Raw genomic sequence first — 26,451 nt, forward strand, 5'->3', positions numbered from 1 at the left:
CCCCCATCACGGCACCCATGTGATCGCGCCGGGCACGGCGATGTGGCCGGCGGACGCCACCACTTCGGCAAGCGGCGCGATCAGCTCGTGACGAAACTCACCGGCGGCCGAACTGATCGCCTCGCGAAGGCGGGACAGGTGGAGCGTGCCGCCGGGTTCCGCCTCCCGCGCGACGAAGTCCCTTAGTTCGGCCTCGACCGCCTCGCGGACGGCGGTGCTGTCAGGCGACACCCGGATCGTCAGGTTCAACGGGTCGGGGATCGGGGCGAACACCACCGCTTCGCTCGTCACCGGGCGGCGCTCGTCGATGTAGGCCTGGACGGCGGCCACTTCGTCCGGCGTCGGGATGATGCTGACACGCCCGTCCATCACGAAAGCGATGCCGACCGTGCCGAGTCCCTGCCGGTGGCGGTACACCCAGGCACGGGTGACACCCGGCACCTCCAGCGCCCAGGCCTCATAATCGTGCCGGTTGCCGCCGTGGGGCGGCTGCCGCACACGGTCCTGAAGCCGGGCCAGGAGGTCGGCATCGGTCTCGGCGTCGGCACCGCCGGAAACCTCCACCACCGTGGCCACGCCCTGCGCCCCGGCGATGGGGCTGACAAGCTGAAGCCGCGCGCCGGCCGGCAGATTGCCGAGGGTCCCGGTGAACGCCGCTTCGACCTCGACCGAGGCCACCCCGCTCAAGGCGACCGCCTCGGCCGCGCTGCGGTAATCCCCGGCGCCGATCCGCTGCAGAACCGTTCCGGCGGGGATCACCGTGCCTTCGGCGGCCATCAGGGTGGTGAGGCCCGAGGCCGCCGTCGCCGGCTTGCGGGCGATGCCCCACCACGCCGCGTGCCGCTCCAGCACGTCGGTGTCGGCAGTCGGCGGCAGAATCTGGCGCGCGACGTAGTCAATGAAACCATAAAGGCTGTGGAGCGCGGCGGCCTGGACGCGCGCCTGCACCTCCAGATCCGAACGGCGCAGCACCTCGTCCTGGCTGAGGCGCGCCAAAAGGTCGGCGCGAACCTGCTCGACCAGCGTCGGCAGGGTCGGCCGGGCAAATCCGGTCTCAGGCATTCAGAACCTTCCACAGGTCGGAGAAACGGAGGTCTACCGGGCGGCCGTCATGGCGCCAGATGCGGCAGGACAGGGCCAGCCCATCGAGCCCGAAACGTTCGGCGGCGACCTCGACACGGGAGGCCACGCCGTCGGCCGTCAGCCAGGCCAGCGCCTCCTCGCCGTAGTAGCGAGCGCGGGCGATGGTCTCCTTCGTGAGCTTCGCCCGGCTGAGCAGCCACAGCCGGGACCCGATGCGGTCCCCCGGCACGGTGGCGTGGCTGTCGCCCCACCACCCGTACCGCTGGTCGGTGGGCAGCACGTCGTCGGGCTCGGCCCGGCGCCACGTGAACAGGCTGATGATGACGGCACGGTGCAGCGGGTCGGCCTGCGCGCGGGCAAGCGGGACCCGTTCCCCATCGATCACGATGGAGAGGTCAGAAGCGAAGTAGGTCATGGAGACACCATCAAAAAAGCCGCCCGGAGGGAGCGGCTTTGCATTGCGGAATCTAAAGACAAGAAACGGCTTACAGGCTCTCTTGCTTCGGGGTTCCTGACAGCGACCGCCATCAGTCACGCCATCACCATCATGTACGGAGCGCCCGCCAGAGCTATCCGCAGGTCGTCAACGAAGACCCCGATGGTGGAGATAGGTCGCCAGAACGCGCCGCCGCACATTTCCAGCCTCCCCTTCCTCGCTGTAGAAGAAATGGCCTGTGCCTGCTCCCAGTTGCGCGTTAAGCGTGGGCACCGCAAGAAGCAATTCGCCATAGGTCATGCCCGCATAGATCGGATCTCCGTACCTGACGAGGTCAATCACGATCAGGGAGCGAATTCGCCAGTCACCCTGTAACTCCGTCAGGAAGGAGGCTGAAATCGGACATCCGATGAGGACCAGATGATCAACCACCCCCGCGTGCTGCCGGGCGTACTTGATCGCCACCTGCGCGGCGACAAGCGAACCGTAGGAATAGCCGATCAGGTTGAACTGCCCCCCTGACGTGCCGTAATCCTCAATCCCCATGGGCATGCCCGGCGCTTCGCCCCGCCGCAGCAGTTCCACCCCGATTGCCGCGTCGACGATGCGGCGCGGCGCATCGCCCCAGTCGGGAGCGATTTCCCAGCGGTGACGGTTCCCAAGGGCGCAATTGCCGATCCCCGTCGCCCTCAGGGCGTGGAGCATGTTGGCCAGATAGTCCCCGGCCATGCCCGCGCCGCCGAAGAAGTAGGTGCCTTGGCGGGGGACGAGATCGGCATAGGTTGAGGTCTCCAGCGCCGCCAGCCGAAATCCTCTTCGGCCCGTCGTCGCGTGCCCGCAACTGGCGGCATGCCCTTCCCGGCACACCGGCAGCCCGGCCACCCGATACCATGCTTCGCCCTCGACCATGACCGGAGCGCCGTGTGCATCTTGGCCATGCCCTTCGACCGGATCACCTTCGACGACGATGGGTTGCCCATCGATACGGTACCATGGCGCAGCGCCGGCACGCTGGACGCCTCCCGCGACGTCAAGGCTTCTGACGGCCAGACCGAAGCTCATCGCTTTACAGCCTCGTAGTCGCCGGTCTGCACCACGTGGCTGGCGCTGACCTCGATAATCCTGCCGCCGGCCTGAAGCCGGATGTCGTTCTCGGCGACGACATGCAGGTCACGGCACGCAATCTCCACGACGCGGCCCCGCCGCATCACCACCCGATGCCCACCGCCCTGATCTTCATCGGTGAAGATCGCGACCTCGCCCGGCTGCAACGAAGCTATTCGGTAGCGCCGGTCCGCGACCACAAGCGCGATGCCATGACTGCGGTCGCCGCCGAGAAAGCCGACAGCGGCTTCCGCGCCCGGATGCGGATGCGACGTAAAGCCATAAGGCTCGAAATGTTCGACCCCGTCCTTGGTTTCCCCGGCCAGCAGGTTAACCTGAACCACCTGCATCCTGCCGGCCTCGACCGCGGTGACGATCGCGCGGGACAGCATCATCTGGATACAGCGCTTCAGCGGCGCGACCAGCCTTCCGAAATCACCGGCGTCCATCAGTTGACCTCCACCTTGGGCGTACCGAGGGTTTCCTCCGCCCTGTTCTTGCCCTTGGGTTTGCTGAGCCTCAGATCGTACGCCTCTCTGGGAGCCACCGTCAGAGTGGCGATGGTGCCGAGGTCCGACAGGCCGTAGGTCACCTCGGTGATGAGGAAGTCATCATCGAAGCCGATGATCGGGTCCTTCACGCGCACCAGCTGGTTCGGCACCCAGAGCTTTCCGTCCGCCTGCCGCCAGCCCTGCACGGTGTAGACGGCCTGACGGCTCCTGCCGTATCGGAACGCCTGCTCCCAATTCACCCGTTCGCGGGCGGCGTTGTGGTCCGGCTGTCCGTCCATGACGATGACGAGAGGACGGAGCCGCTTGACGGTCAGGTCGATGTGAGTCTCCTCGACCCGCGACCAGTCGCCTCCGCCGGGCCGTTGCCCCTTGACGGTGTACTTGGAATACAGCTGCGCTGCGTCGAGTGCAGCCTTGCCGGTCAGAATGTTTCGGCCGACCACAAGATCGGTCGAGGCCGTCTCCGAACCGGCCCGCGTCAGGACCAGTCGTCCCTCCGCGTCATCGGTGGACAGCAACGAGCGCAGCCGGAGCAGGCGGTCGATGCTCTCGAACACCGTCTCGCCCTGCTGCAGCTGGTGATCGGGTATCAAATCCTCGATCTTGGCCTTATCGTCCACATCGATTTTGAAGGGCTTGACGAGGGCCTCCACGATCCCCTTGATCGTGCGATCCTTCCACTGCCCGGGCTCTTGGTCGGCCGAACAGTCCACCAGATCGCCGGTCTTGCTCCGTCCCTTCACGGCAACGGTCACCGCGTCCTTGTCGTAGATGATCGGCGTGCTGTCCACATACCCGGTCAGCACCAGATCCGTCCCGATGTAGACCTTGCACTCATCACCGGGGGCGACGCGGCGCACCTCGTCCGAACCGGGCCAGCGGTGGGTGACGGAGAGCTTGAAATCACGGGCTTGCCGATCGATGCCGGCGGTGATGCTGACGGATTTCCATCCGCTGTAGTCGGCACCGCCGACAACCAGATGGACACGGCTATCGACGTCTTTCATGACAGCACCGTAAGTGGGCGAACCGGAACGAAGCCGGGGTGCCGGACCCGGTTTCGCGTGACGATTTCCCCGGCTCGCCCGGCGTCCTCGTAAAGGTCGTAGGCGAGAACGACGGCGGGCTGGACGGTCTTGGGGGTGACGGTGGAAAGCCGCGCGGCCCCGGCCGCCCGCGCAGTGATGCCGTTGACCACCGCCGCGCGCAGGTCGGTCAGCGCCCGGAACAGCGGATCGGGGACATCCGGCCGCGCCGCTTCGGCGTCGATCAGTTCGGCCAGTTCATCGCGAGCCTGGATGGCGTCGTCATGCACCGGCCAGTCCTCCGCCGCGACCACGCGGGCCGCCTGAACCAGGGCGGCACGACGGAACAGGGCGGCGATGGCCTCGCGGTTGGCGGCTTGCTGCCGGCGCGACGGCGTGACCGGCCATGCCGGGGTGGTCTCGGCCGCGGGGGCGTAGGAGACGATGCGGGCCAGCGGCGCCAGGATCGGCGGGGCCGTCGTGCCGCCGGCCCCATAGCCGCGCCCGATCGGCGCCGTGACGTATCCGCCCGCCGCACCTCCGGCGGAGAGCGCCACCCCATTCACGGCGGCGATGTCCGTCGCGGAGATGCCGGCCGCCTCGGCGGCGGCCCGGCTTGCCGCGTCACTGCCGAGTGCCGCGAACAGCCCCATGACGAGGATGGCGAAGGCCTCCGGATCGCCAAGCAGGGCACGGAGCCTTTCCAGCAGGCGCAGCAGAAGCAGCGCCCAGCCGGCGTTGTAGGGAGCGACGGTCGGGTGCGTCCGCTCCACCACCCCCGTCAGATTCCGGCCGGCGCTGCCCAGGACGTGGTCGGGAAATCCGAAAATCCGGAAGCTGCGCGAGAAATCACCGATCGACAGGGATTGCAGCGCATCCAGCCGAAGCCACAGGAGGGCGGGCATGTCCTTCGTCACCGACGGCAGTTCGAGGTCCTTCGCCTCGACGAAGCTCATCGAGAAGCGGCACATGCCGCCCTCGTCCTTGCTGTGGGTGACTTTGCATTCCCCCTTGGCCAACACCATCATGGGGCCGTAGTGGGGATGCACCAGACAGCCTGGCCCCGGCGCTTCGAGCGCGCCCAGCAGCAGGTCCCGGAGGGTCATGTAGCCCGGCCCGATGACGTAGCCGGTGATGGTGAACTTGCGGGCGGCCCGGCCCAAATCCTCGGCGTAGGGCTTGTCGCGCTGCGGGTACTCGTGAAGTTGAACACGCCGTCCCACGATCAGGTCGTCGCGCTCGACATAAAAGGGAACGCCACGGAAGAAGGCAGGCAGGAGATTGTCGATCCACGGGATCATGTCAGGTCCCCATCGCGAGCGAGCGGTATCCGACGTGGACCTTGCTCTCCACGTCCGGTTGGTTGGTCTTGAGGGGCTCCACGCACAGACCCGGCGGCGCGCCCTCGAATGAGACCGTCATTTCGCCGGTCAGCGTCACGGCACGGTCGCCCGCCGCCAGAACGGGACTAACGGCGGGCGCGGCCGGCATGCCGGCCGCGTGAGGGCGCCCAGGCGCACCCGGCGTACTCTCCCCCCCCGATGCCCCCGCGGCTTCCAACGCTCCGCCGAGGCGGGCAGCCACCGCCAGGGCTTGCGTGTCGTGCCCCCAAGCCGGCAAGGTCAGGGCGACGTTACGCAGCATGCCGGCCACCGCCCCACCCGGCTCAAGGCCGGGGAACCCGTGAAGGCGATCGCTCCGGCGATCGCGGGCGTCCCCTGTGGGAAGGCCGGACGGGCGCTCCGTCAGTCGGTCGGAGACCGCCTTGACGGCTTTCCATCGGGTGCCGAGCCAAGAGGAAGGCATTCCCGCAGTGTCGTAAATCCGTCCCCCGGCCCAACCCGTTTTCAGGCCACCGGCGCGGTCCGATCGGTGCGAAGCAAGGGTGAACCGGACCGGTCCCGAATTCCGCCAAGCAACAGCCTCTGTATGCTCGACGCTTCCGCCCAAGGACCCCGGCGAAATGAAGGGCATCGGGCTGGTCACCCGATCCCCCTTGATCATCGGAACCGCTTTCGAACCGTTGAACAGCTTGATGGTCTTGCGGTCCGCCACTCCGTTCAGCACCGCCCGGCCGCCCTGCGGGCGGACGACTTCCTTTGAACCGGCAGGCAGCCGGTGCTGGCCGAGCGTCCCAATGATCGCGGGCACCGTCATCGCGGTCGCGGGGTTCACCGTCGGCATCGCTTGGGTAAGCGCCATGGCGCTGCCGCCGAGGCTCCCGAATGACTCGGCCTTGTTTTCCCTACCTCCCAAAACGCGCCCGAGGAGCGGCACAACGGCCCCAGCCTCTTCGTTCGTGATGCCACCAAGTTTCGTGACACCGAGTTTCGGAACGCCGGGCGGGCGACCGCCCTCCGGACGCGCTCTGACGGGGGACGTCATTTTCGGCGCATTCCCGGTGGAGGTGGCCGGCTTGGCCGCCACAACCGAAGCCGCCGCCGTGCCGGTGCCCGGAAGGTGTCTCAATCGGCCGAGTGTCTCGTCCCCCAGCCGCGCGAAAGCCATGGGAATGGAGAGCTCCTCGCCCTTCCCAGCAATCGCAGTCCCCGTCTCGGCACCGGCCGCCGGTATCATCGCGTGCTGAGCGCCAAGGGAAAAAGCCGGTTCGATGCCGACCTCGCCGACCAGTTTACCCATCCGGCCGAGGGCGCGGCTGATCGCCTTCATCGGTCCGGTGACCTTGTCCACCACCGAAATGATGGGCTTGAGGTTGAATGCGGTCATCGTCACCCTCGCGGAAAGAAAGGCGGCACAAGAAAAAGGGCGGCCTGTTCAGCCGCCCTGCGCCCGCTTCAGCTCTTCGCCGATGCGCGCGGTCTGCGCCTCGAAGAGCAGCAGGTCCGAGATGGTCAGGCGACGCATTTCGGACGGCGGCATCTTCCAAGCCCACGCCACGTCGAAGAAACGTTCGATCAGTCCTCGCCGTCCGGGACCGGGGTCGCATCCCCCTCCCCGAAAAAAGGGAGGATCGCCATCATGCAGGCGTTGAAGTCGGACGCCGACATGGACTTGACCGACGACGGCGGGATGTTGCCCAGGCGCGCGATGTACTTGGCGATGACACCGGCCAGGGGGGTGAAGGTGCCCTGCCCGTCGCCGGACATCTGCAACGGATAGCCGCAGACGATGATGTCGTCGCCATCGGGCTCGCGGAAGACCAGCGTCCTCACCTCGTCGCCGTGCGCCTTGATGGGCCTTTTCAGCGTGACCTCGTTCCGGACGGCTTCGACCATCACGTCATCTCCTCGCACTTCATGCCTTCGAAGGTGACGGCGACCTGCCCTTCGTCGGCGTCCAACTCATGCCCTGCCTTGGTCCAGGCGTTGCGCAGGACGTAGGTCTTGCCGTTGGCCAGCTCGGCAGTAATGGTGGCGTCGGTGATGGAGCGCAGCACCTCCAGCGACAGGCCGCCGGTGTCTGTGATGTTCGCCGTGATGGACGGCACGCGCGGCTTCTCCTTGTAGCCGTGCACGCCGTCGAGACCGGCCACGCCCTCGCGCTGGACGTCGTCGGGCGAGACCTTCAGGCCGCCCCGCAGGGCGTACTGGTTGCCGTCCACCTTGAGGTAGCAGACGCCCGCGATGGTTCGTTCCATGGATTCAGGCCCTCCTTAGGCCGAGTACTGGAGGCGGAACTGCGCCAGCACCGCGAAGACGCGGAGCTGGTTCACGAGGTCCGGCGGGTACAGGACGTTGATGCGGTTGGGGTCGGTCGGGTCGCGCTCGACCACCAGCGCGGCCTTGAAGGCCGGCATGTTCTCCACCAGACCCAACTGCTCCATCGCCGAATACTCGGCGATCAGCTCCGCCTTGATGATCTTCGGCGTGACGATGGCCTGCCCATCGCCGAACCGCGTGCCGTCGCTCGCCAGCTTGTGCCGGGGGAACTTGGTCGTGATGGCGTTGCGCATGCGCCGCAGGATGGTGGCGAGCGTGAAAAGCGTCTCCACGTCCAGGTAGGACGGGTCCAGCTGGCCGAAGGCGTTGGTCTGGTAGGTCGTGATGGCCCGTTCGATGCGCACGATGCCGTCGGTGCCCGTCATGTGCGTGGCGATGCCGTCGAACAGCAGGATCTGCCGCTCCGCCAGGGTGAAGCGGCTGGACATCGGGGCGGCCAGAACACCCACCAGCGGCAGCGTCTGGAGCGGTCGGGCCGGGTCGATGCGCAAGCTCTTGGCCGCCTGTGCGGCGAGCGCGGCGGCCCACTCCCACGGCGGCGTCGGGCTGTCGCTGTAGCCCAGCACCGTGGCGTGCGGGTCGTTGCGCCCGTTGCCGAAGGTGGACAGGGCCGACACCGTGCCGCGCTTGGCGCCGAAGACGTGGCCGTAGATCTGCTTCGACCACGCCCAGCGGCCGGTCTGGCCGTCCATCGCCTGCTTGAGCGCGTCCAGCGACGCCGTGTCCGTGTAGGGCGTGGCGATGAAGTCGAACGGCTCGTCACCCAGCGCGGCCAGCCCGGCAGCCAGCGACGGATTGGCCGTGCCGCCGGCCATGGCGACGAACGTGACACCGACGCCGGTCGGCAGAGCCTCGCCACCGGCGGTCCCCCGGTAGTTCAGTCGCACGTCGATGTCGTTGCCGGCCGCCCCCTTGTTCTTGGCGGTCAGGGTCACCGTGGCGCTCACTGCGGCGGCGGTGACGGGCAGGTCCGCCGAGGCGTTGATGGTGGCGGCCAGAGCGGTGGCGGCCGTCGCGGCGGCGGCACCCGACGCCACGCCCTGCCGGACCAGCTGACCGGCAATGTAGAGGGACAGCGTGCCGGCGGCGGTGGCGGTACCGGTCAGCGTAATGGTGCCGGTGGCGGCCACCGCCGCACCGTCATCGGCCAGCGGCAGACACCACAGCCCGCCGAAGTCATCGTTGGCGCGATAGGCCGCGACCATGCGCGCCAGCAGGGAGCCGGCCCCGAACAGGCCGCGCGCCTGATCGACACCCGACACCAGGACGGGGATGCCGGCGGCGGCGGTGCCGGCGGGCAGCATCTGACCGATCAGAAGCGCCCGCTGATCCTGCACGAAATAGCCGGCCTGGCTGGAATCCACCTCGGCATAGAACAGCGGCACCCGGATGTTGGCCGGGATGTTGGAAAAGCTGACGGCCATGGATCAGGACCCCTTCTTAGGGACGTTGGGCTTCGGCGCGGCGGGCATCGCCTCTTCGACATCGCCGTCCTGGAGACGGCGCATCCAGTACTGGTCTTGGGAAACCTCGCGCCCGACAGCAGGCAAAGGCTCTCCGGTGGCCGGGTCGCGCACGAGCAACCCGGCCTTGGGCTTCACGAACATGTGTGCCTCTCAGGTCGTGGGAATGGGGAAGGTGCCGCCCGCCTCCGGGCGCCCGTCGGGGCCGGGGCTGGCGAGGTTGGGGTCGGACGGGTCAATGGCGTCCACGCCGACGTGGGCGCTGGCGAAGGCATCGGCAACGATCGGTTCCCAGACGGTCCGGAACGTCACACCGATGCCGATCAGGGCGGTGAGCAGCGTCGCCTCGCCCTGGTTGATGACGGAGATGCGGGTCCTGATGCTGGCGATCCGCTCGAACCGGCGGACCCAATCGGGACTGGTGAGCAGGCGGTTGAGGATCGCCTCGCACAGGCGGTCCAGCGCATTCTCGCAATCCGCCGGATTGGCCGTGTCGACGTGCATCCTCGCATCGATCAGGATCGTGAGATCGTGCGCGAACTGCGGAACGCCGATCCCGCTGGCGGTCATGCCCTCATCATCGATGTGGACGAGGATGAGCGGATAGACCGGATCGCCCGGCGGCATGAGGCGGGTCGCGTACACCCGCGCGCCGGCCGTGGTTGCGTCCTTCAGCAAGTCGACCGTGGCCGACCGCGCGTCTTCTCGTGGCAGTGTCATGAGCCAAACGGCCTTCGGAAACGCATTGGGCGGCCCGAAGGCCGCCCAATGCGGGGTGGTGATGGAGTCGATCATCTCCGGATCGGGTTTTTGGCCCCTGGCGAGACATCAAAATGCCAATCAGGAAGCATCGCTTTACAAAGATGAAGATCACCGAAAATGAAAAAACCTCGCACCGGTGTTACCGTGCGAGGTTTTGCAAACACCCAACTTGGGCGGTGAGAAATGTCTACCCCTTTTTTCAGGATGTTGTCAACCTCTTTTCTTTGCGCCATGGCTGCACCGATGCCAGAAAGCCGGTAACACGGTGGTCGCGCAGCGTCACATCCAGCAGTTCACCAAGCAGCCGCATCATGCCAGCATGCCATTCGGCGTAGGTCTCGTTGACGGCCCGGATTTCCTCCAAGCTCGGCTCCGCGATCACCGGGCACCACCGGGAGAGAACCTGACGCCGGCCATCTTCAGCGTGGCGAAAGAAAAATCCGCGCTCCGCCCGTTCAATGAGGCTGCGGCCACGGCGGTCCAAAATCGAACGGCCCGCCGCCACCCAGGCGTGAGCGATGTCCGACTGCTCCGGCGTATCCTCCCACTCACCCACAATCTTGCAGCTGTTCCCCCGGCCGGCCCCGGAGTCCGCTGGCAAGCCGATCAGCCGATACTCCCCGGTCTCGAAATCCGGTCGCTCTCCGATCCGGGCGTAATGCAGCACCAGACCACGGCGGCGGCGGTCCTTCAGGCGGTTGACCGCCGCCATCACCGCTTCGGCGTCGGGGTGCATGCGGGCAGAGATGCCGCGCGCGTGACCACCCCCGTCAACCCGCACGCCAACCGCCGCGATTTGCGCAATTCGAGCGCAACTGTCCGTGCCCCAGCTGGTCGGCTCCATGCCCGCCAGCAGACGACCGCCTTGGCGGATTGACTGGTGAGCCGCGCGCTCGGCGGAATGCAGGGAGACGCCGTCATTGTCGGCCTTCTGGTCGCGGATCGCCCAGACGGTCAGCGCTTCAAGGTCCACGGCCTTGCGTCGTCGCGGCGACACAACATCGGGAGTGGTGGCTTCCTTCAGCATCTCAGGTCTCCTCCATGGCAGCGCGCGGTGGATATCCGACGAGCATTCATTCCAATTGGAATATCATAAATCCATTCGGATTGGCAATAATGCGGAATGATCGGCATGGACATGCTCATGCCGGCTGGTATGATGCGGCCCCGTGGACAAGGGAGACTGCGCGCATGAGCGCTTTGCGGAAGGCACGGGAGAACGCCGGCCTAAGCCAGGAAAGGCTTGCGGAGTTGGCCGGCACGTCTCAGCCGCAGATCAACAAGCTGGAACACGGGCAGCGGAAGCTGACGCTCGATTGGGCGGTCCGCTTGGCGCCCCATCTGGGCATTCACCCCGAGGCCCTGCTGGGCGGCCCCAGCCAACCCGCGCAGCCCCATGCCGGCACCATACCGTCCGGCATGCCCCGGACGCCCATGGGGACGCCCATGGCCGCGCCCGCCTACGCCCAAATGCCGGTGCGCTCCGCCTGCCGGGGCGGCATCGACCAGGAAATGTTCCTGGAAGATGGGCCGATCGACTGGATCGCCAAGCCCGACTACCTGAAGAACGCCCGCGATCCTTACGCCATGTATGTGGTGGGCGAGAGCATGATGCCGCGCTTCCGGCCGGCGCAGCTCCTACACGTCAACCCGCACAAGCCACCGGCACCGGGCAGCGGCGTCGTGGTCGTGAAACGCAGCAAAGCCGTGCTGATCAAGGAATTCGTCCGCCGCACCCAGGACGGCGGCGTGGTGCTGCACGAGTACCAGCCCATGGACCGCGAATTCACCGTGCCGGCGGAAGAACTGGACGCCATGCACACCGTCGTCGGCCTGCAGGAGCCGTAATACACCATTCGGTATGAAATCCTGAAATTGGAGTGAGGCAAGGATTCTGGAAAGGGCTTGTCTCCCCCGAACGTCTGCCCTCGGATCGCCCTCCAAGGCGACGCGTCGCCACCGTAAAGCGCGACCTCCAGAAGCGTCACATCAATGATGTCGCGTTGCGCGTAACGGCGTTTCCGGATGGAGCGGCAGACGAGTTCGGCGGACGTACCAGGGGGATAACGCCGGTCAGCAGCTGGTCGTCGCCCGACGGCTGCGAATGGGCGGTGGTCGCCGCGTGGATGGCCGGCGTTTCGGGATGGATCGAGGCGGGTGCCTGAATGCGGAAGATATCGGCGGTCATGGTCGGGGTCTCCGTCAGGACGCTTGCAGAAGGTCGGCATAGTGCCGCTGAGCGACGTCGGGGTGCGAGCGCAGGCGGCTTTCAGCGCGTTCTCGCCCACGTCGCAGTAGTAGGGGTTTTCCGGGTCGCGCGCTTCGGCGGCGAGGTCGGGTGGCAGGTCCAGCACCGGCACACGGGCATCCACCGGGGCGCCCAGGAAGAAGGCGACCAACAGGCGGTCCTCGCCAACCGGCACAGTCACCACCTAAAGCGAATTTGCATTCGCTTTAGATTCATATGGCCTCATTCGCTGGCCAGGCTTCGGCCGCACGTGCGGCCGGGACCGCCGTCGCGGTCCAAAGCGGATCGATATCCGCTTTAATGCACGTCAGCACCTAATGCACGTCAGCGCGGAAATAGTCGTCCGTCGCCAGTTCCAGCAGTTCGCCCACATTGACCACGAAGGTGCCGGAGATCGGCTCCAGATCCATCCAGCCGTCCGACGTCTCCACCTGCAACCCGCTCTGCTATAGCCGCACGAACCAACCGGGGACGCGCCTGTTGGTTCTCGGCAGAGCGCCCGCGAGGGACGCCGGTCCATCCAAAAACGGAGTTCGACCATGCACGCGAGGGAAATGATCAGCACCCATCCGCACGTCCGCGGCAACACGAACGACGCGCTGATCCACTGCATTGAGGAATGCTACGACTGCGCGCAGACCTGCACGACCTGCGCCGACGCCTGCCTGGGCGAACCGATGGTGGCCGAGCTGGTCCAGTGCATTCGTCTGAACATGGACTGCGCCGACGTGTGCGCGGCCACCGGCGCCGTCGCCACCCGCCGCAGCGGCTCCAACGAAGCAGTGATCCGCGCGATGCTGGAGGCTTGCGCCACCGCCTGCCGGCTGTGCGCGGAGGAATGCGAGGCCCACGCCACGATGCACGAACACTGCCGCATCTGCGCCGAAGCCTGCCGGAGCTGCGAGGACGCCTGCCGCAAGGCGATGCAGAGCATGAGCCACTAAAGGAAAAAGGGCTTGGCGGCTTGGTCGCCGGTGCGGCTACTGTGCCCTCATAACGACAGCCCACCGTTTCGTGAAGGGCCGCTTCGTGAAGGGAAGGACATGAGCCAGCCACCGTTTCCGCACCGGCTGCCGCCGGCCTCCGGCGAGACTGCCAAGCGCCTTGTGGTGTTCCTGCACGGGGTGGGCAGCAGCGGCGACGACCTGGAACCGCTGGCCCGCCTCTGGCAGGCGGCGCTGCCCGACGCCGCCATGGCCTTCCCGGACGGTCCCGTGCCGTTCGACCTCGCCCCCCAAGGGCGGCAGTGGTTCAGCGTCAACGGCGTCACCCCGGCGAACCGGCCGCAACGCGTGGCCGAGGCGGTTCCTGCCTTCGACCGCGTGCTGAACGAGGAGCTGGCCTGGGCCGGCGTCGGGCCGGAAGCGCTGATCCTCGTCGGCTTCTCGCAGGGTTCCATCATGTCCCTCGACGCCGTGCTGACGGGCCGCTGGCAACCCTTGGCGGTGGTGGCTTACGCCGGGCGGCTGTCCGGGCGCCCAGCAGCGGACGGCGCCGCGACCGGCACGCGCGTGCTGCTGATCCACGGCACGGCCGACCCGGTCATCCCCGTGGAGGAGATGCAGACCGCCGCCCAAGCTCTGGTCCAGGCGGGCATTCCGGCCGAAACGCGGGTGGAGCCCGGCGTCGGCCACACCATCACGCCGTCCGGAGCGCAGGCCGGCGCCGCTTTCCTGCGGGCAATCGCTGGCTGAGCCGATCTTCAAAATGGCAGCGGCGGGGTGGCGGCGGGCGGCCGGGACAGAACCTTCAGCTCCGCCCCGCAGTCGGGGCAGGGGCCGAGCGGGGACGGTGACGTGATCATGTGCGCCGTGCCGCAGTCCGGGCAACCCGAGAGGGCCGGCGTAAGAGGAGCGGCGTTCAATTCGGCCAGGGCGCGGCTTGCGGCTTCGATCTGGGCGGCTTCGATCTGATTCATCATCTCGAGTCCTCCGGAGGGCGGGAAAACCAGTCCGACCCTCTTGTGTACACCCGGATTGTTTCCGCGCCTCTATCCGGAATATGCCTGGATTTTCCGGAAAACGACCGTCATCCTTCCCCCTCGAAAAACGACCTTCCGCAGACGGTGGAGGGCGAATTTGCAGGACAGGAAGCGCGTAGCGGCGGCCATCAAGGACTATCTCGCCCGCGAGCGGATGTCGCGGGAGCAGTTCGCCTTCAAGACGAGGCTTGGCAAGTCCACCATCGACAAGCTTCTGATCGGCCTCTATTCGGACCGAACGCTGGCCATCGTCGAGCACCTTACCAAGCTGCCGCTCCGGTCGCCTGACGGACAAAACGACAACACCCGGCCTGGGAACACCGCCTCGGCCCCGCGCAACCCGGCCGTGGGCGACCAGCCGTCCATCGCCGTCCTGCCCTTCACCAACATGAGCGGCGATGCCGGCCAGGACACGGTCGCCGACGGCATCACCGAAGACATCATCACCGCGCTGGCCCGCCTGCGCTGGCTGTTCGTCATCGCCCGCAATTCCACCTTCGTCTACAAGGGCCGGGCCGCCGACGTCCGGCACATCGCCCGCGACCTGGGCGTCCGCTACGTTCTGGAGGGCAGCGTCCGCACGGCGGGGCCGCGCATCCGCGTCACCGGCCAGCTGATCGACGCGGAGAGCGGAAAGCACATCTGGGCCGAACGCTACGACCGCGACCTTCAGGACATCTTCGCCATGCAGGACGACATCACCGAGCGCGTGGTCGCGGCAGTGGAGCCGTACCTCTACGCCGAAGAAGGCTTCCGGGCCTCCGGCAAGCCGCCGGACAGTGTCGATGCCTGGGGCCTCGTCGTCCGGGCGCTGGGGCTGCTGAGCAAGGTGGACGAGCGTCAGAATGCGGAGGCGCGGGACCTCCTACACCGGGCCATCGCCCTGGAGCCCCGCTACGCCCGCGCCCATGCCCTGCTCGGCTGGTCCGTCTGGTGGGCGGCCCATTGCTGCTGGACCCCGGACCGATGCGGCGGGCTGGCCCGAGCGGCCGAGCACGCCCACGATGCCCAGTCCTTCGACCCGGCGGACCCGTGGGCGCGGATGGTCTCCGGCCTCTGCCACAGCACCATGGGGCTGCACGACCGGGCGCTGGCGGAACTGCGCGCGGCGCTGGACCTCAACCCCAGCTTCGCGCTGGGCCACACGGCGCTCGGCTGGGCGCTGCTGCGCGCCGGACGGTTCGACGAGGCGGTGGCCGAGACGGGGCACGCCCTGCGCATGAGCCCGCGCGACAGTTTCGCCGGCTTCTACACGTCCATCCACGGGCTGGCGCTGCTGGGGTCGCATCGGTTCGAGGACGCGCTCCCCGTCCTGCGCGCCTCGGTCGCCGGTTATGCCGGGCATTACAACAGCCTGATCAGCTGCTGCGGCCATCTGGGCCTGCTGGAGGAAGCGCAGGAGTTCATCACGGCCCGCAACCGGATCGGCCCCACGCTGCGCCTCGGCGTTCTGCGCCGGAACCTTGCCCGCTTCGCCCATTGCGAGGTTTTCGTAGAAGGGTTGAGGAAGGCGGGAGTGCCCGAATAGACCCGGAAAATTTTGGAAAATTCCGGTAAGGGCGGCGGAAAAGCCGGAAACACATAGTCGGAACATTCCAGGGCCAAAAAACCAAGGCCCCTGCCCCGATCCGGAGAGGATGTTCCATGCGCAGCTTCATGGTTGCCGGCGCCAGCGCCGCCGCGTTTTTGCTGATCGCCCTCGCCGCCCCGGCGTCCGCCGACGAACATGTGAAGCGTGGCGAGTATCTCGCCGCCATCATGGACTGCACCGGCTGCCACACCCCCGGCGCCCTGACCGGCCAGCCGGACCCGCAGCGCTTCCTCGCCGGATCGACCGTGGGCTTCCAAATTCCGGGCCTCGGCACCTTCTACCCGCCGAATCTGACCCCGGACACCAAGACGGGCCTGGGCAACTGGAGCGAGACCGACATCATCCGGGCCGTGCGCACCGGCGTCCGGCCGGACGGGCGGGTGCTGGCCCCGGTGATGCCTTATCACAGCTACGGCAAGCTGACCGACGCCGACGCGCAGGCGCTGGCCGCCTATCTGAAGACCATCACGCCGGTTCAACACGCGGCACCGGTGCTCGCCGGCCCGTCGGAGGCGCCAACGGCCCCCTTCCTTGCCGTTACCATGCCCAAGTGACCTCTTCGCAAATCCGAACCAGGGGCGGGCCACCCAACCGATCCACCTACCCCGTTCGGCTGGGTCGGTAAATCCTGCGATATGGGTGGTAAAGGAATCCCGCGACACATAGTCCGTTCCGTTTTCCAAAAGTCGTGTTCAGAATTCGGCAGTCTCATGCCATCCTTTCGAACAGTGAAAGCCGGGAGATTGGGTGCGCGCGAATGCGCTTTCCTTTGCACACATGCATAACGATCATCCTGGCCTTTGCCTTGACCGGTTGGGCGCCCGGCGCCCGCGCACACGGGGAGGAGCTTCCGGAAACGAAGCTGCGGATCGTCGGCGGGCTGGCCGGCATCAACCTGTACAAACGCCTTGAGGCCCCGTTCTGGACGCAGCGCATCGCGCGGGCGTCCGGCGGCCGGGTCACCGCCGAGATTTCCGCCTTCGACCAGAGCGGCATCCGGGGGCAGGAGATGCTGCGGCTGCTCAACCTGGGCGTCATTCAGTTCGGCACCGTGCTTTTGAGCCTCGCGACCGAGGATCCGGAGCTGAACGCCATGGACCTGCCGCTGGTCAGCCCGGACTTCGCCTCCCTGCGCAAGGCCGTCGCCGCCTACCGGCCGGAGGCCCGCCGCTTCCTGCGCGAACGCTACGGGCTGGAGCTGCTGGCGATCTACAGCTACCCGGCGCAGGTCCTCTATTGCCGCCAGCCGTTCCGGGGGCTGGACGACCTGAAGACCCGGCGCATCCGCACCTCCGGCGTGGCGCAGGCCGAACTGGTCGAGGCGCTGGGCGCCATCCCCGTCGTCACCCCCTTCGCGGAGGTCGTGCCCGCCATCCAGCGCAACGTCGTCGATTGCGCCATCACCGGCACCATGTCGGGGAACAGCATCGGCCTGCACGAGGTGACAACCCACGTGCACGAGATGGCCATCAGCTGGGGCGTGTCGATCTTCGCCGCCAACGGCTGGGCGTGGGAGGCTCTGCCCCCCTCGGTGCGCGCCTTTCTTCAACAGGAAATCGCCGGGCTGGAGGCGGAGGTCTGGAACGCCGCCGAGCGGGAAACCGGGGAAGGGCTGGTGTGCAACGCCGGGCAGCCCGGCTGCGTCAACGGGCGTCCTGGGCGGATGACGCGCGTTCCGCTGTCGCCGCAGGACACCGGCCGGCTGCGCACCCTGATCGCGACGGCGATCCTGCCGGGTTGGCTGGCGCGTTGCGGCAACGCCTGCGCCGATGCCTGGAACGGCAGCGTCGGCCCCCTCCTCTCCATCCCCGCACCGCGCGAGTAGACCGCCATGCAACGATCACGATCCGTGGTGGTCATCGCGCTCGCCACCGTGTGCCTGCTGACGCTCCAGGCGGCGGCGACCTGGCTGCTGGTCGAGCGGGGACACGCCAACGCCTTGTCGGCCGCTGGTCAGACGGTGACGCGGGCGCTGGGCGGGGCAGCGGCGAACATCAACCGGGGCCTGCTCCAGGTGGACGCCCTGCTGGCCGGCCTGGACACGCTGGTCACCCTGCCCGACGCGGGAACCGGGCCAAACAGCGACGGGCGGCACAGCGATGGACCGACCGCCAACCGCAGCCTGCGCACCCTGTCGGACCAGAGCTTCCTAGTGCGCGAGATGATGGTGGTGGCGACCGACGGGCGGGTGCTGGCGTCCGGGCTGGAAGCGACGCGGCAGCCGCCGCCCACGCAGGATCTGATCCGCACGGCGCAGGACCCGGCCCGGCGCGGCGTTCTGGTAATCGGCACGCCGATGCGCAACCGGCACACCGGCGAATGGTCGCTCTACGCCGCCCGGCTGGTCACCATGCACGGAACGCCGGTCGTCGCGATGGCGGAGATGCCCCTGCCGAATCTCGCGCGGCTGGTGCTGCCGGAAGCCTCGGTTCCCGGCCTGCACGTCTCGGTGGAGCGGACGGACGGGCGGCTGCTGGTGAGCAACCCGCACGACGCGCGGCGGATCGGCCAGGTCCTGGCCCCGGCCACCGGCACGCTGGCGCTGACCGGGGACTGGGCTCTGGTGCCGGATCGGTTCGGATCCGAGCGGTCCGGCTCGGGCCGGGTGATCGCGGCCGCGACGTCGGCGCTGTACGACGGCCTGCTTCTGGTTGCACAGATCGAGGAGGACGTGGCGCTGGCCGCCTGGAAGGAAACGCGGCAGGCGATCCTGACCGTGTCCGGCGGCATCGCACTCGGCCTGATCCTCGCCGCGGCGGCGGGCGTGCTGTACCTGCGCGGGCGGGAGCGGGCGGCGGCGGAACTCAGCTGGTCCAAACACCTGCTGGAGCAGGCGCTGGATTCCATGAGCGAGGGCTTCGTCGTCTACGACGTCAACCGCCGGCTGGTGGTGGCAAACCGGCGCTACCTGGAGATCTTCCCCTACCTGCGCGATCTGATCGTGCCCGGCATGCCGTTCGAGCGGGTGGCGGAGCGCGCGTCCTCGGTCCTCCTGCCGCACGGGACGGAGGCGGAGCGGCGGGCCTGGGCGGCATGGCGCCTGCGCGCGCATGAGGCGGCGGTACCGTTCGAACAGGTGCTGCCTTCCGGCCGGACGGTGCAGAGCACCCAGGCCAAGATGCCCGACGGCGGCTTCGTCAGCGTGCACCGCGACGTGACGGCGGCCAAGCAGGCGGAGGCGCAGATGGCCGCCGCCAAGGAAGCCGCCGAGCGCGCCAACCGCACGAAGTCCGAATTCCTGTCCAACATGAGCCATGAGCTGCGCACCCCGCTGAACGCCATCATCGGCTTCGCCCAGGTGCTGGAGGAGGACGGGGCCGGGACGGAGGTCGAGCGCGCCGAATACGCCCGCGACATCCGGCTGAGCGGCGAGCATCTGCTGGCGATCATCAACGACGTGCTGGACATGTCGAAGCTGGAAGCCGGCGCGATGACGCTGCACGAGTCGGAATGCGACCTCGGCCGGCTGGTCCTGCGCGCCGCCGGCATGCTGCGCGAACAGGCGCGGGCGGGCGGCGTGACGCTTCGGACGACCGCCCCGGACGAGCCGCTGCGGGTGCGCGCCGACGAACGGCTGATCCGGCAGGTGGTGCTGAACCTCGTCTCCAACGCCGTGAAGTTCACCGACGACGGCGGCCGGGTGTGCGTGGCGGTCGGCGAGGACGAGGACGGGACCTTGCGGGTCGAGGTGACCGACACCGGCATGGGCGTGTCCGGCGAGCATCTGTCGAAGGTCTTCCAGCCCTTCTATCAGGTGGACAGCGCCGCCTCGCGCAAGCGCGGCGGCACGGGGCTGGGGCTGCCGATCAGCCTGGCGATCATGAAGATGCACCAGGGCTCGCTCGACATCGCCAGCGAGCCCGGTTGCGGGACCACCATCGTCGCCACCCTACCGGCAGAGCGGCGCCTGCCCGACGCCGCCCTCGCTCAATGGCGGACCGTTGGGTGAGCCCCCTCAGCGGCACCGCAGCAGCGCGTGCCGCTTCCGCCCGGCGGACAGCCGGACCCGGCCTTCGCCGTCCAGATCGGCGGTGGTGACCAAGGCCGCCTCGTCGCTGGCGACGTTGCCGTTCACGCGCGCCCCGGCGTCGCGGATCAGCCGCTTCGCGGCCCCCTTGGACTCGGCAAGCCCCGCCTCCACGAGCAGATCGACGAGGCGCAGGCCGGTTTCCAAATCAGCGTGCGACACGGTCACGCTGTTCAGGCCGTCGCCGAACGCTCCGTCTTCGAAGGTGCGGCGGGCGGTCTCTTCCGCCTGGGCCGCCGCCTCGGCGCCGTGGCACAGGCGGGTGGCCTCGGTCGCCAGGACCTTCTTCGCCTCGTTGATGCCGGCGCCCTCCAGGGCTTCCAGACGGGCGATCTCGTCCAGGGGCAGTTCGGTGAACAGGCGCAGGAAGCGGCCGACATCGGCGTCCTCGGTGTTGCGCCAGAACTGCCAGAAGTCCCAGGGGCTCAGCCGGTCGGCGTTGAGCCAGACGGCGCCGGACGCGGTCTTGCCCATCTTGGCGCCCGACGCGGTGGTCAGCAGCGAGGTGGTCAGGCCGAACAGGTCCCGCCCCTCCATCCGGCGGCCGAGTTCGATGCCGTTGACGATGTTGCCCCACTGGTCCGACCCGCCCATTTGCAACCGGCACCCGAAGCGCCGCGATAGCTCCACGAAGTCGAAGGCCTGGAGGATCATGTAGTTGAACTCCAGGAAGGTCAGCGGCTGCTCGCGCTCCAGCCGCAGCTTGACGCTGTCGAAGCTCAACATGCGGTTGACGGTGAAATGCCGGCCGACGTCGCGCAGCAGGGGGATGTAGCGCAGCTCGTCCAGCCAGTCGGCGTTGTTGACCATCACCGCGTCGGTCGGGCCGTCCCCGAAGGTCAGGTACTTGGCGAAGACCTGCCGGATGCCGGCCATGTTGGCGGCGATCTGCGCGTCGTCCAGCATCGGGCGGCTGGTGTCGCGGAAGCTCGGGTCGCCGATCCGGGTTGTGCCGCCGCCGATCAGCACGATGGGCTTGTGCCCGCAGCGCTGAAGCCAGCGCAGCGTCATGATCGACATCAGGTGCCCGACGTGCAGGCTGTCCGCCGTCGCGTCAAAGCCGATGTAGGCGGGGACCACGCCCTGCTCCAGGGCGGCGTCAAGCACGGCGGTATCGCTGCACTGGTTCAGAAAGCCGCGCTCGGTCAGCGTCCGCAGGAAGGCGGACCGGGGCAGATCGGACGTGGTCGGGAGGGATGTCATCTTGCAGAACTCCAGGAGGGAAAGCCGCCTTCCGGAGGTCTGCTGTCGAACGATGCCGCCGGAAAGCGGCGGCATGTTCATCAGGTCAAAACCGAACGCGCCGCCCTATGAGGACAGCGGATAATAGACGCAGGTCGGGTGGGTGCGCTCGGTCATGGGCGTCAAACTAGGCATGCGGCCCCCTTGAGTCAAGCGATCCCGAGTCAAGCGATCAAGCCCAGGCCAATCACGCTCCGGGCGGAACGACGAAGCAGGCCATGCCCATGCCGGTCAGGTTGGCGCAGCTGGCCGAGGCGTCCTGCTGGGTCAGGCCGGTCAGGCGGGCGCGGTAGAGCGGGCCGTTCTGGGTGTCCACGGCCTGCACCAGCCGCTCCGTCCGGTCGAGCACGCCGGGCAGCGAGCGGCGGGCGCGGTCGATGATGCGGGCACTGTCGTCGGGCGAGCGGAAGGCGCCGAGCTGCACTGTCCAGCCGCCGGTCGCGCTGCGCGTGGCCGGGCTTGGGATCGGGGCTGCGGACGCGACGACGGTGGGGCGGGACACCGGCGTGGGCGCGGGCAGCGGCGTGGCGACCACCGAGGCGGCGGGCGCCGGGGCAACCGGCGGCGGCAGGGCGGCGACGGTGGTGACGGGCACCGGGGCCGAGTAGACCGGAGCGGGCGCACTGGCAACCTCGTAACCGCTCGGGGCGCTGCCGCCTTCCAGGCGCGGGCCGACCGCAACGAGATAACGCTGGGTTTCGCCGGGCAGCCGGCGGTTGCCAGCCAGATAGTCGGCGTAGCAGCCCGGACCGCAGTTGTAGGCGCCGAGGAAGCCGGGGGAGCCGAACAGGTCGTACATCTCGCGCAGGTACGCGGTGCCGGCCAGGATGTTGTCGCGCGGGTTGTGCGGATCGGGGCCGAGCCCGTGCTTGCGCCGCATTTCCGCGTAGGTGCCGGGCATCACCTGCATCAGGCCCATGGCGCCGGCCCGGCTGACGATGGGCTTTCCGTTCATCATGGTGCGCCCGCCGCTTTCCTGGCGGATGACCTCGCGGATCCATTGCTCGGGCATGCCGAAGCGGCGCGACGCTTCCGCCACATGGGCGTCGATGTCCACGCTGCGCGAGCCGGTTGAGGAGGGATCGCTGGCACACGCGACAAGACCGAGCGACAAAACGGCCGCAGCCGTCAACGATTTTACGCGACGCACAATGCCGTCCATGTTCCGTCAGAAGGGGCGGATGATGACGGGCAGACGATTGCACATTCGCGTGGTGGCGTAAACGGTCGGCGTTGTGACCAATCGCTCTCGCGGCCGGTAACCCATGTATGTGGGCTTCGCCCCAGAGCGGTTGGCCTCAGGCAGGCGGCCTCAAGGCAGATGAATGGCCGCTTCCCATTGCTGGAGAAAGCGCTCGCGCTTCGATTTGTCCAGAAAGGCCAGCAGAGCCGGGCTGAGCGCGATGGGCTGGAGCGGGCCGCCGGACTTGCTCCGCAGTTCCGCCGACAGAGCGTAGAGGCCCGAACGGCCGCCGACCACCCCCTGCCCGCGCGGGGACAGAAGATAGTCGATGAAGTCGCCGGCCAGATCGGGCCGGGGCGCCGCACGGGGGATGACCGCGACGCGGGAGATGACCTGGGTGTAGTCCTCCGGCAGGACAATCCCGATGGGCGCGCCGCTTGCCGCCCGCGCCTTCGCGTAGGAGCCCAGCATGTTGTAGGCGATCAGCACCTCGCCCCGTTCCACCAGATCGAGAATGTCGCCGGTGCAGCAGGCCAGCCGCGCGTCCACCTGCCCCAGCATTGCCACCAGCTGCCAGAACTGGCTGAACAGGACGGAGTCCTGGGTGGCGAACAGGTAGCCGATGCCGCTGAAGCTGGCGTCGTAGGTGGCGACCCGGCGGCGGTAATCGGCCCCCTTCTCGCGCAGCAGACGGATCAGCGCGTCACGGGAATGCGGCACCTCCGTTTCCGGCACCAGGGCGCGGTTGTAGACGATCACCGCCGGCTCGAAGGTGAAGCCGAACGCCTCGTCGCGCCAGTTGGCCCAATCCGGAAGCATCACGGTGACCTCCGACCTGTGGGGGCGCGTGTGGCCGTCGTTGACCAGCTTCACCTGCAAATCGACCGCCGAGGAGATCAGCAGGTCGGCATCGGTCCGCTGCCCCTCGGCGATGGCTGTGTACAGCTCCGACGAGTTCAGGTCGGTGTAGTGGATGGCGACCTCGGGCCGCGTCTGCTGGAAGTCGAGGATCAGCGGCTCCATGGCCGGAAGGTCGGTGGCGCCGAGGATGCTGAGGCGCAGCCGCTCGCCACCGGGCGCCGGGTAGAGGGTCGTGGAGCCGGCCTGGGCAGTCGTGCCCCAGAAGAGAGCCAGAAGGGCGAAGGCCACGGAGACGGCGGCACCAGGATAGGCAGCGCCGGGGCGCGCGGAAGCCGGGGCGGCGGGCTCCGTGACGGGGAAGTCCAGCCGGACGATTAGGCCGCCGCCGGGGCGGTCGAGCAGGCTAAGGGCGGCGCCGTGCGCCTCCGCCACCGAGCGCACGATGGCAAGGCCCAGGCCGCTGCCGCTCACCCCGGTCGAGGAACTGCCCCGGCCAAAGCGTTCCAGCACGGCGGCCTTTTCTCCGTCGGGGATGCCGGGGCCATGGTCGGCGATCTCGACCCGCAGTCCTTCCCCATCCGGGCCGGCAGTCAGACGGACGTCGATGGGACCGGACGGGCCGGCGTACTTCACCGCGTTGTCCACGAGGTTGGTCAGCGCCTCGCGCAGCGTGATCGGGTCGCCCTGAATGGTCGGGGATACGACGGCGCCGTCCACCTCCAGCCGGATCGCGGTTCCCGCCACCGCCTGGGCGCGCTGGGCCACCTGCATCATCAGAGCGCCGAGATCGACGGGCTCGCGGTCCAGCACTTCGCTGCGGTGCATGACCATGGCGTGGTTGAGAAGCTGGCTGGTCAGTTGGCTCGCCTCCACGGCGTTGCGGTGGACGCGCAGGGCGATGCGGCGCAGCGCCTGGGGATCCTCCTCGTCGGCGGCCAGCTCGGCTTGCAGCCGCAGGCTGGCCAGCGGGGTGCGGATCTGGTGCGCGGCGTCGGCCAGGAACATCTGCATGGTGTCGAGATTCGTCTTCAGCCGCCCCATCAGCTGGTTGATCGCCTGGACGAGCTGAGAGACCTCCTCCGGCGGAGGCATGGCGATGGGCGACAGATCATGGGCGTTGCGGTCGCGGATGATCCGCTCCAGCGATCCCAGCGGGGCCAGCGCGCGGCGCACGCCGAACCAGATTAGCCCGGCCCCGGCCAGCACGGCCAGAGCGATGGGCAGGAAGGCGTTGACCAGGATGTCGCCGGCCAGCGCGTTGCGCTCCTCCCGCGTCTGGGCGACGGCGATGGTCACGCGGCCGGACAGGCCGGGCTGGGCGACGAAGCGGGTCAGCACGGCGACGCGCAGCGCCATGCCCCGGTAGCTCGCGTCGGCGAAACGCGGGGCGGCGGCATCACCGCGCGGTTTGCCCACCGGCAGGTCGTCATATCCGGTGATGAGCGTGCCGTCCGGCGCCGAGATCCGGTAGAAGATGCGGTCGCGCCGGGCCATGGCCAGGATGTCGAAGGCCGAATAGGGCAGATCGACCTGAAAGCGGCCGTCCTGCACGCGCACCGTGTCGGCGATGGACAGGGCCGAGGCGAGCAGCAGCCGGTCGAAGGCGCTGTCGGCCGCGCGCCGGGCGTAGGACTCGACGAACAGGTACAGCACCGCCGCCAGCACCGCCAGTGCCGCGAACAGCCCGATCAGCAAGCGCCGCCGCAGGGAATAGCTTTTACCCCGCCGGCCGAAGTTCCGCCACATAGCCAAGGCCCCGCACCGTCCGTATCTCAACCGAGGCACCGTCCAGCTTGCGGCGCAGACGCGAAACATACAACTCGATCGCGTTCGGAGCCGTGGACTGTTCGAGGCTGAACAGGCGGTCCATCAGCTCCTCCTTCGCCATGACACGGTCGAGGTTGGTCAGGAACAGCTCCAGCAGGCGGAATTCGCGCCCGCCGAGATCGACCATGCGGTCGCCGATGGTGACCTTCTTGGCCGCCGTGTCGAAGGTCAGGTTGCCGAAGGCCACCTTGGACGACACCATCCCGTGGGAACGCCGCAGCAGCGAGCGGCAGCGCGCCTCCAGCTCCCGGAGGTCGAAGGGCTTGACGATGAAATCATCGGCGCCGAGGTCGAGCAGGTCGATCTTCACGTCCACCTGGGACCGGGCGGTCATCACCAGCACCGGCGTGGGGTTGCGCCGCCCGCGCAGCTTGGCCAGCAGGGTCTGCCCGTCGATGCCCGGCAGCATGATGTCGAGCAGGACAAGCTGGTACTCCTCCTGCCGCAGCAGTTCCTCCGCCTCGTCGCCGGTCGCCACCCAGTCCACGGCGTAGCCCAGCTTGCGCAGCCGGTGGACGATGGCGTCGGCGAGATCCTCGGTGTCTTCGACGACGAGAATGCGCATGGGTGCCCCTCGGTTGAGCCTGCTCAGTGTGCCATGAGAATGGGCAACGGCGGCGGCTCGCGCAGCACGTTGAGCGTCACGCCGCCCCACACCATTTCCCGCACGCGGCTGTGACCATAGGCGCCCATGACCAGCAGGTCGCAGCCGCCATCCTTCGCCGCGCCCAGCAGGGCCTTGGCGATGGCGTGACCGGATGCGGGAATTTTCCACACCGTGGAGGTGATTCCATGCATCGCCAGATACTCGGACAGCCGTTCGGGATTGGCGGCGCGGCCCTCGTCGGGGCTGTCGGCGGAAAGGATCGCGACCTTCTCCGCGCGGCGCAGGACGGGCAGCGCCGCCCCGACCGCCCGCGCCGCCGCCGAGCCGCCGTCCCAGGCGACCGCCACCGCGCCGCCGACCGACGTGGACTCCGCCAAAGGCGCCAGCAGCACCGGGCGGCCGGAGCCGAACAGCGCCGCCTCGATCGCCGGACCCATGGCGTTGGTGCCGTCCGACGCCTGGGCGATGACCGCGAGGTCGGCCAGACGCGCCTCCTCGCTGAAGGTCTCGGCCAGCGGGCCGGTGGCCTGCCGCCAGGAGGCGGTCAGACCGGCGAAGCGGCCGGCGATCTCGTCGAACAGGTGGCGCGCGCCCTCCACCACCTGGGCCTGATCGGCCTGACCGATGCGAACCAACTGCTCCATCAGGGCGGCGGGGATGGCGGCGCTCTCGATGGAGGTGCGGATTTCCACCTGCGGCATGACGCTGAGCCCCTCCACCTGGGCGCCGAAGCGCTGGGCGACCAGGAAGGCCGAAGTGACGGCGCGCCGGTCCAGCGGGCGTCCGGTCAGGGGAACAAGAACCTTTTTCATGGAAAGG

28 protein-coding genes are annotated in these 26,451 nt (G+C 68.2%); 7 read left to right on the top strand and 21 right to left on the bottom strand.

Annotation, left to right across the window (positions count from 1 at the left end):
• Nucleotides 1-6 precede the first annotated feature (6 nt).
• The 13 genes from J2852_RS20975 to J2852_RS21035 form a co-directional block, all read right to left on the bottom strand.
• Complete coding sequence (locus J2852_RS20975; RefSeq protein ID WP_209879191.1) at nucleotides 7-1,062, bottom strand: baseplate J/gp47 family protein; 1,056 nt, start codon at nucleotides 1,060-1,062, stop codon at nucleotides 7-9.
• Complete coding sequence (locus J2852_RS20980) at nucleotides 1,055-1,498, bottom strand: phage GP46 family protein (protein ID WP_209879193.1); 444 nt, start codon at nucleotides 1,496-1,498, stop codon at nucleotides 1,055-1,057. The genes J2852_RS20975 and J2852_RS20980 overlap by 8 nt, the downstream gene beginning before the upstream one ends.
• A gap of 168 nt (nucleotides 1,499-1,666) precedes the next feature.
• Nucleotides 1,667-2,581 carry a hypothetical protein gene (locus tag J2852_RS20985; RefSeq protein WP_209879195.1) on the bottom strand — a complete coding sequence of 305 codons (915 nt, stop codon included), beginning with the start codon at nucleotides 2,579-2,581 and terminating at the stop codon, nucleotides 1,667-1,669.
• Entirely contained in the window at nucleotides 2,578-3,072 is a 495-nt protein-coding gene (locus tag J2852_RS20990; protein ID WP_209879198.1) for a phage baseplate assembly protein V, read from the bottom strand. Before J2852_RS20990 ends, J2852_RS20985 begins: the two co-directional genes overlap by 4 nt.
• Nucleotides 3,072-4,142, bottom strand: a complete 1,071-nt coding sequence (locus tag J2852_RS20995) for a phage baseplate assembly protein (protein WP_209879200.1) — start codon at nucleotides 4,140-4,142, stop codon at nucleotides 3,072-3,074. Before J2852_RS20995 ends, J2852_RS20990 begins: the two co-directional genes overlap by 1 nt.
• A complete protein-coding gene (locus tag J2852_RS21000; RefSeq protein WP_209879202.1) occupies nucleotides 4,139-5,461 on the bottom strand; it encodes a DNA circularization protein in 1,323 nt (440 codons plus the stop codon). The genes J2852_RS20995 and J2852_RS21000 overlap by 4 nt, the downstream gene beginning before the upstream one ends.
• Before the next feature lies 1 nt (nucleotide 5,462).
• The gene (locus tag J2852_RS21005) at nucleotides 5,463-6,887 is read right to left on the bottom strand and encodes a hypothetical protein (protein WP_209879205.1); all 1,425 of its coding nucleotides are present in this window, start codon (nucleotides 6,885-6,887) and stop codon (nucleotides 5,463-5,465) included.
• Nucleotides 6,888-7,075: 188 nt separating this feature from the next.
• On the bottom strand, nucleotides 7,076-7,396 hold the full coding sequence (locus tag J2852_RS21010) for a phage tail assembly protein (RefSeq protein ID WP_209879208.1): 321 nt from the start codon (nucleotides 7,394-7,396) through the stop codon (nucleotides 7,076-7,078).
• A complete protein-coding gene (locus J2852_RS21015; RefSeq protein ID WP_209879211.1) occupies nucleotides 7,396-7,758 on the bottom strand; it encodes a phage tail tube protein in 363 nt (120 codons plus the stop codon). Before J2852_RS21015 ends, J2852_RS21010 begins: the two co-directional genes overlap by 1 nt.
• Before the next feature lie 15 nt (nucleotides 7,759-7,773).
• On the bottom strand, nucleotides 7,774-9,264 hold the full coding sequence (locus J2852_RS21020) for a phage tail sheath subtilisin-like domain-containing protein (protein WP_209879214.1): 1,491 nt from the start codon (nucleotides 9,262-9,264) through the stop codon (nucleotides 7,774-7,776).
• A gap of 3 nt (nucleotides 9,265-9,267) precedes the next feature.
• Complete coding sequence (locus J2852_RS21025) at nucleotides 9,268-9,447, bottom strand: DUF2635 domain-containing protein (protein ID WP_209879216.1); 180 nt, start codon at nucleotides 9,445-9,447, stop codon at nucleotides 9,268-9,270.
• A gap of 9 nt (nucleotides 9,448-9,456) precedes the next feature.
• The gene (locus J2852_RS21030) at nucleotides 9,457-10,098 is read right to left on the bottom strand and encodes a hypothetical protein (RefSeq protein ID WP_209879219.1); all 642 of its coding nucleotides are present in this window, start codon (nucleotides 10,096-10,098) and stop codon (nucleotides 9,457-9,459) included.
• 166 nt (nucleotides 10,099-10,264) lie between these two features.
• Nucleotides 10,265-11,092 (bottom strand): hypothetical protein, encoded by an 828-nt coding sequence (locus J2852_RS21035; RefSeq protein ID WP_209879222.1) that lies wholly within the window; start codon nucleotides 11,090-11,092, stop codon nucleotides 10,265-10,267.
• Nucleotides 11,093-11,256: 164 nt separating this feature from the next.
• Between J2852_RS21035 and J2852_RS21040 the strand changes: the two genes are divergently transcribed.
• Nucleotides 11,257-11,913 (top strand): XRE family transcriptional regulator, encoded by a 657-nt coding sequence (locus J2852_RS21040; RefSeq protein WP_209879226.1) that lies wholly within the window; start codon nucleotides 11,257-11,259, stop codon nucleotides 11,911-11,913.
• A 136-nt stretch (nucleotides 11,914-12,049) separates the two neighbouring features.
• Here J2852_RS21040 and J2852_RS21045 read toward each other — a convergent pair whose 3' ends face one another.
• On the bottom strand, nucleotides 12,050-12,253 hold the full coding sequence (locus J2852_RS21045; RefSeq protein ID WP_209879229.1) for a hypothetical protein: 204 nt from the start codon (nucleotides 12,251-12,253) through the stop codon (nucleotides 12,050-12,052).
• Nucleotides 12,254-12,627: 374 nt separating this feature from the next.
• Nucleotides 12,628-12,744 (bottom strand): hypothetical protein, encoded by a 117-nt coding sequence (locus J2852_RS32260; RefSeq protein WP_343206792.1) that lies wholly within the window; start codon nucleotides 12,742-12,744, stop codon nucleotides 12,628-12,630.
• 108 nt (nucleotides 12,745-12,852) lie between these two features.
• Here J2852_RS32260 and J2852_RS21050 point away from each other — a divergent pair, with 108 nt between their 5' ends.
• Together J2852_RS21050 and J2852_RS21055 are read left to right on the top strand one after the other, a co-directional pair.
• Nucleotides 12,853-13,257 (top strand): four-helix bundle copper-binding protein, encoded by a 405-nt coding sequence (locus J2852_RS21050; RefSeq protein ID WP_209879233.1) that lies wholly within the window; start codon nucleotides 12,853-12,855, stop codon nucleotides 13,255-13,257.
• A gap of 99 nt (nucleotides 13,258-13,356) precedes the next feature.
• The gene (locus tag J2852_RS21055) at nucleotides 13,357-14,007 is read left to right on the top strand and encodes an alpha/beta hydrolase (protein ID WP_209879236.1); all 651 of its coding nucleotides are present in this window, start codon (nucleotides 13,357-13,359) and stop codon (nucleotides 14,005-14,007) included.
• A gap of 8 nt (nucleotides 14,008-14,015) precedes the next feature.
• Here J2852_RS21055 and J2852_RS21060 read toward each other — a convergent pair whose 3' ends face one another.
• The gene (locus tag J2852_RS21060; RefSeq protein ID WP_209879239.1) at nucleotides 14,016-14,234 is read right to left on the bottom strand and encodes a hypothetical protein; all 219 of its coding nucleotides are present in this window, start codon (nucleotides 14,232-14,234) and stop codon (nucleotides 14,016-14,018) included.
• A gap of 157 nt (nucleotides 14,235-14,391) precedes the next feature.
• Between J2852_RS21060 and J2852_RS21065 the strand changes: the two genes are divergently transcribed.
• The 4 genes from J2852_RS21065 (at nucleotide 14,392) to J2852_RS21080 (ending at nucleotide 19,834) form a co-directional block, all read left to right on the top strand.
• The gene (locus J2852_RS21065; protein WP_209879242.1) at nucleotides 14,392-15,822 is read left to right on the top strand and encodes a tetratricopeptide repeat protein; all 1,431 of its coding nucleotides are present in this window, start codon (nucleotides 14,392-14,394) and stop codon (nucleotides 15,820-15,822) included.
• Nucleotides 15,823-15,938: 116 nt separating this feature from the next.
• Nucleotides 15,939-16,439, top strand: coding sequence for a c-type cytochrome (locus tag J2852_RS21070; protein ID WP_209879245.1), 501 nt, complete (start codon nucleotides 15,939-15,941; stop codon nucleotides 16,437-16,439).
• Nucleotides 16,440-16,690: 251 nt separating this feature from the next.
• A complete protein-coding gene (locus J2852_RS21075) occupies nucleotides 16,691-17,710 on the top strand; it encodes a TRAP transporter substrate-binding protein (RefSeq protein ID WP_209879248.1) in 1,020 nt (339 codons plus the stop codon).
• Between the two features lie 6 nt (nucleotides 17,711-17,716).
• Nucleotides 17,717-19,834: an ATP-binding protein gene (locus J2852_RS21080; protein ID WP_209879250.1), complete on the top strand. Its 2,118-nt coding sequence runs from the start codon at nucleotides 17,717-17,719 to the stop codon at nucleotides 19,832-19,834.
• Nucleotides 19,835-19,840: 6 nt separating this feature from the next.
• Here the strand turns inward: J2852_RS21080 and tyrS are convergent, their stop codons facing one another.
• The 5 genes from tyrS to J2852_RS21105 all read right to left on the bottom strand — a co-directional run bounded on the left by tyrS (nucleotide 19,841) and on the right by J2852_RS21105 (nucleotide 26,444).
• Nucleotides 19,841-21,115, bottom strand: coding sequence for a tyrosine--tRNA ligase (gene tyrS / locus J2852_RS21085; protein WP_209879253.1), 1,275 nt, complete (start codon nucleotides 21,113-21,115; stop codon nucleotides 19,841-19,843).
• A gap of 226 nt (nucleotides 21,116-21,341) precedes the next feature.
• Nucleotides 21,342-22,211, bottom strand: coding sequence for a transglycosylase SLT domain-containing protein (locus J2852_RS21090; RefSeq protein WP_343206793.1), 870 nt, complete (start codon nucleotides 22,209-22,211; stop codon nucleotides 21,342-21,344).
• A 255-nt stretch (nucleotides 22,212-22,466) separates the two neighbouring features.
• Nucleotides 22,467-24,944, bottom strand: coding sequence for a sensor histidine kinase (locus J2852_RS21095; protein ID WP_209879342.1), 2,478 nt, complete (start codon nucleotides 24,942-24,944; stop codon nucleotides 22,467-22,469).
• A complete protein-coding gene (locus J2852_RS21100; RefSeq protein ID WP_209879259.1) occupies nucleotides 24,916-25,590 on the bottom strand; it encodes a response regulator transcription factor in 675 nt (224 codons plus the stop codon). The genes J2852_RS21095 and J2852_RS21100 overlap by 29 nt, the downstream gene beginning before the upstream one ends.
• 23 nt (nucleotides 25,591-25,613) lie before the next feature.
• On the bottom strand, nucleotides 25,614-26,444 hold the full coding sequence (locus J2852_RS21105) for a universal stress protein (protein ID WP_209879262.1): 831 nt from the start codon (nucleotides 26,442-26,444) through the stop codon (nucleotides 25,614-25,616).
• Between the last annotated feature and the right edge of the window lie 7 nt (nucleotides 26,445-26,451).

The organism is Azospirillum soli, from assembly GCF_017876165.1.
GTDB lineage: Bacteria > Pseudomonadota > Alphaproteobacteria > Azospirillales > Azospirillaceae > Azospirillum > Azospirillum soli.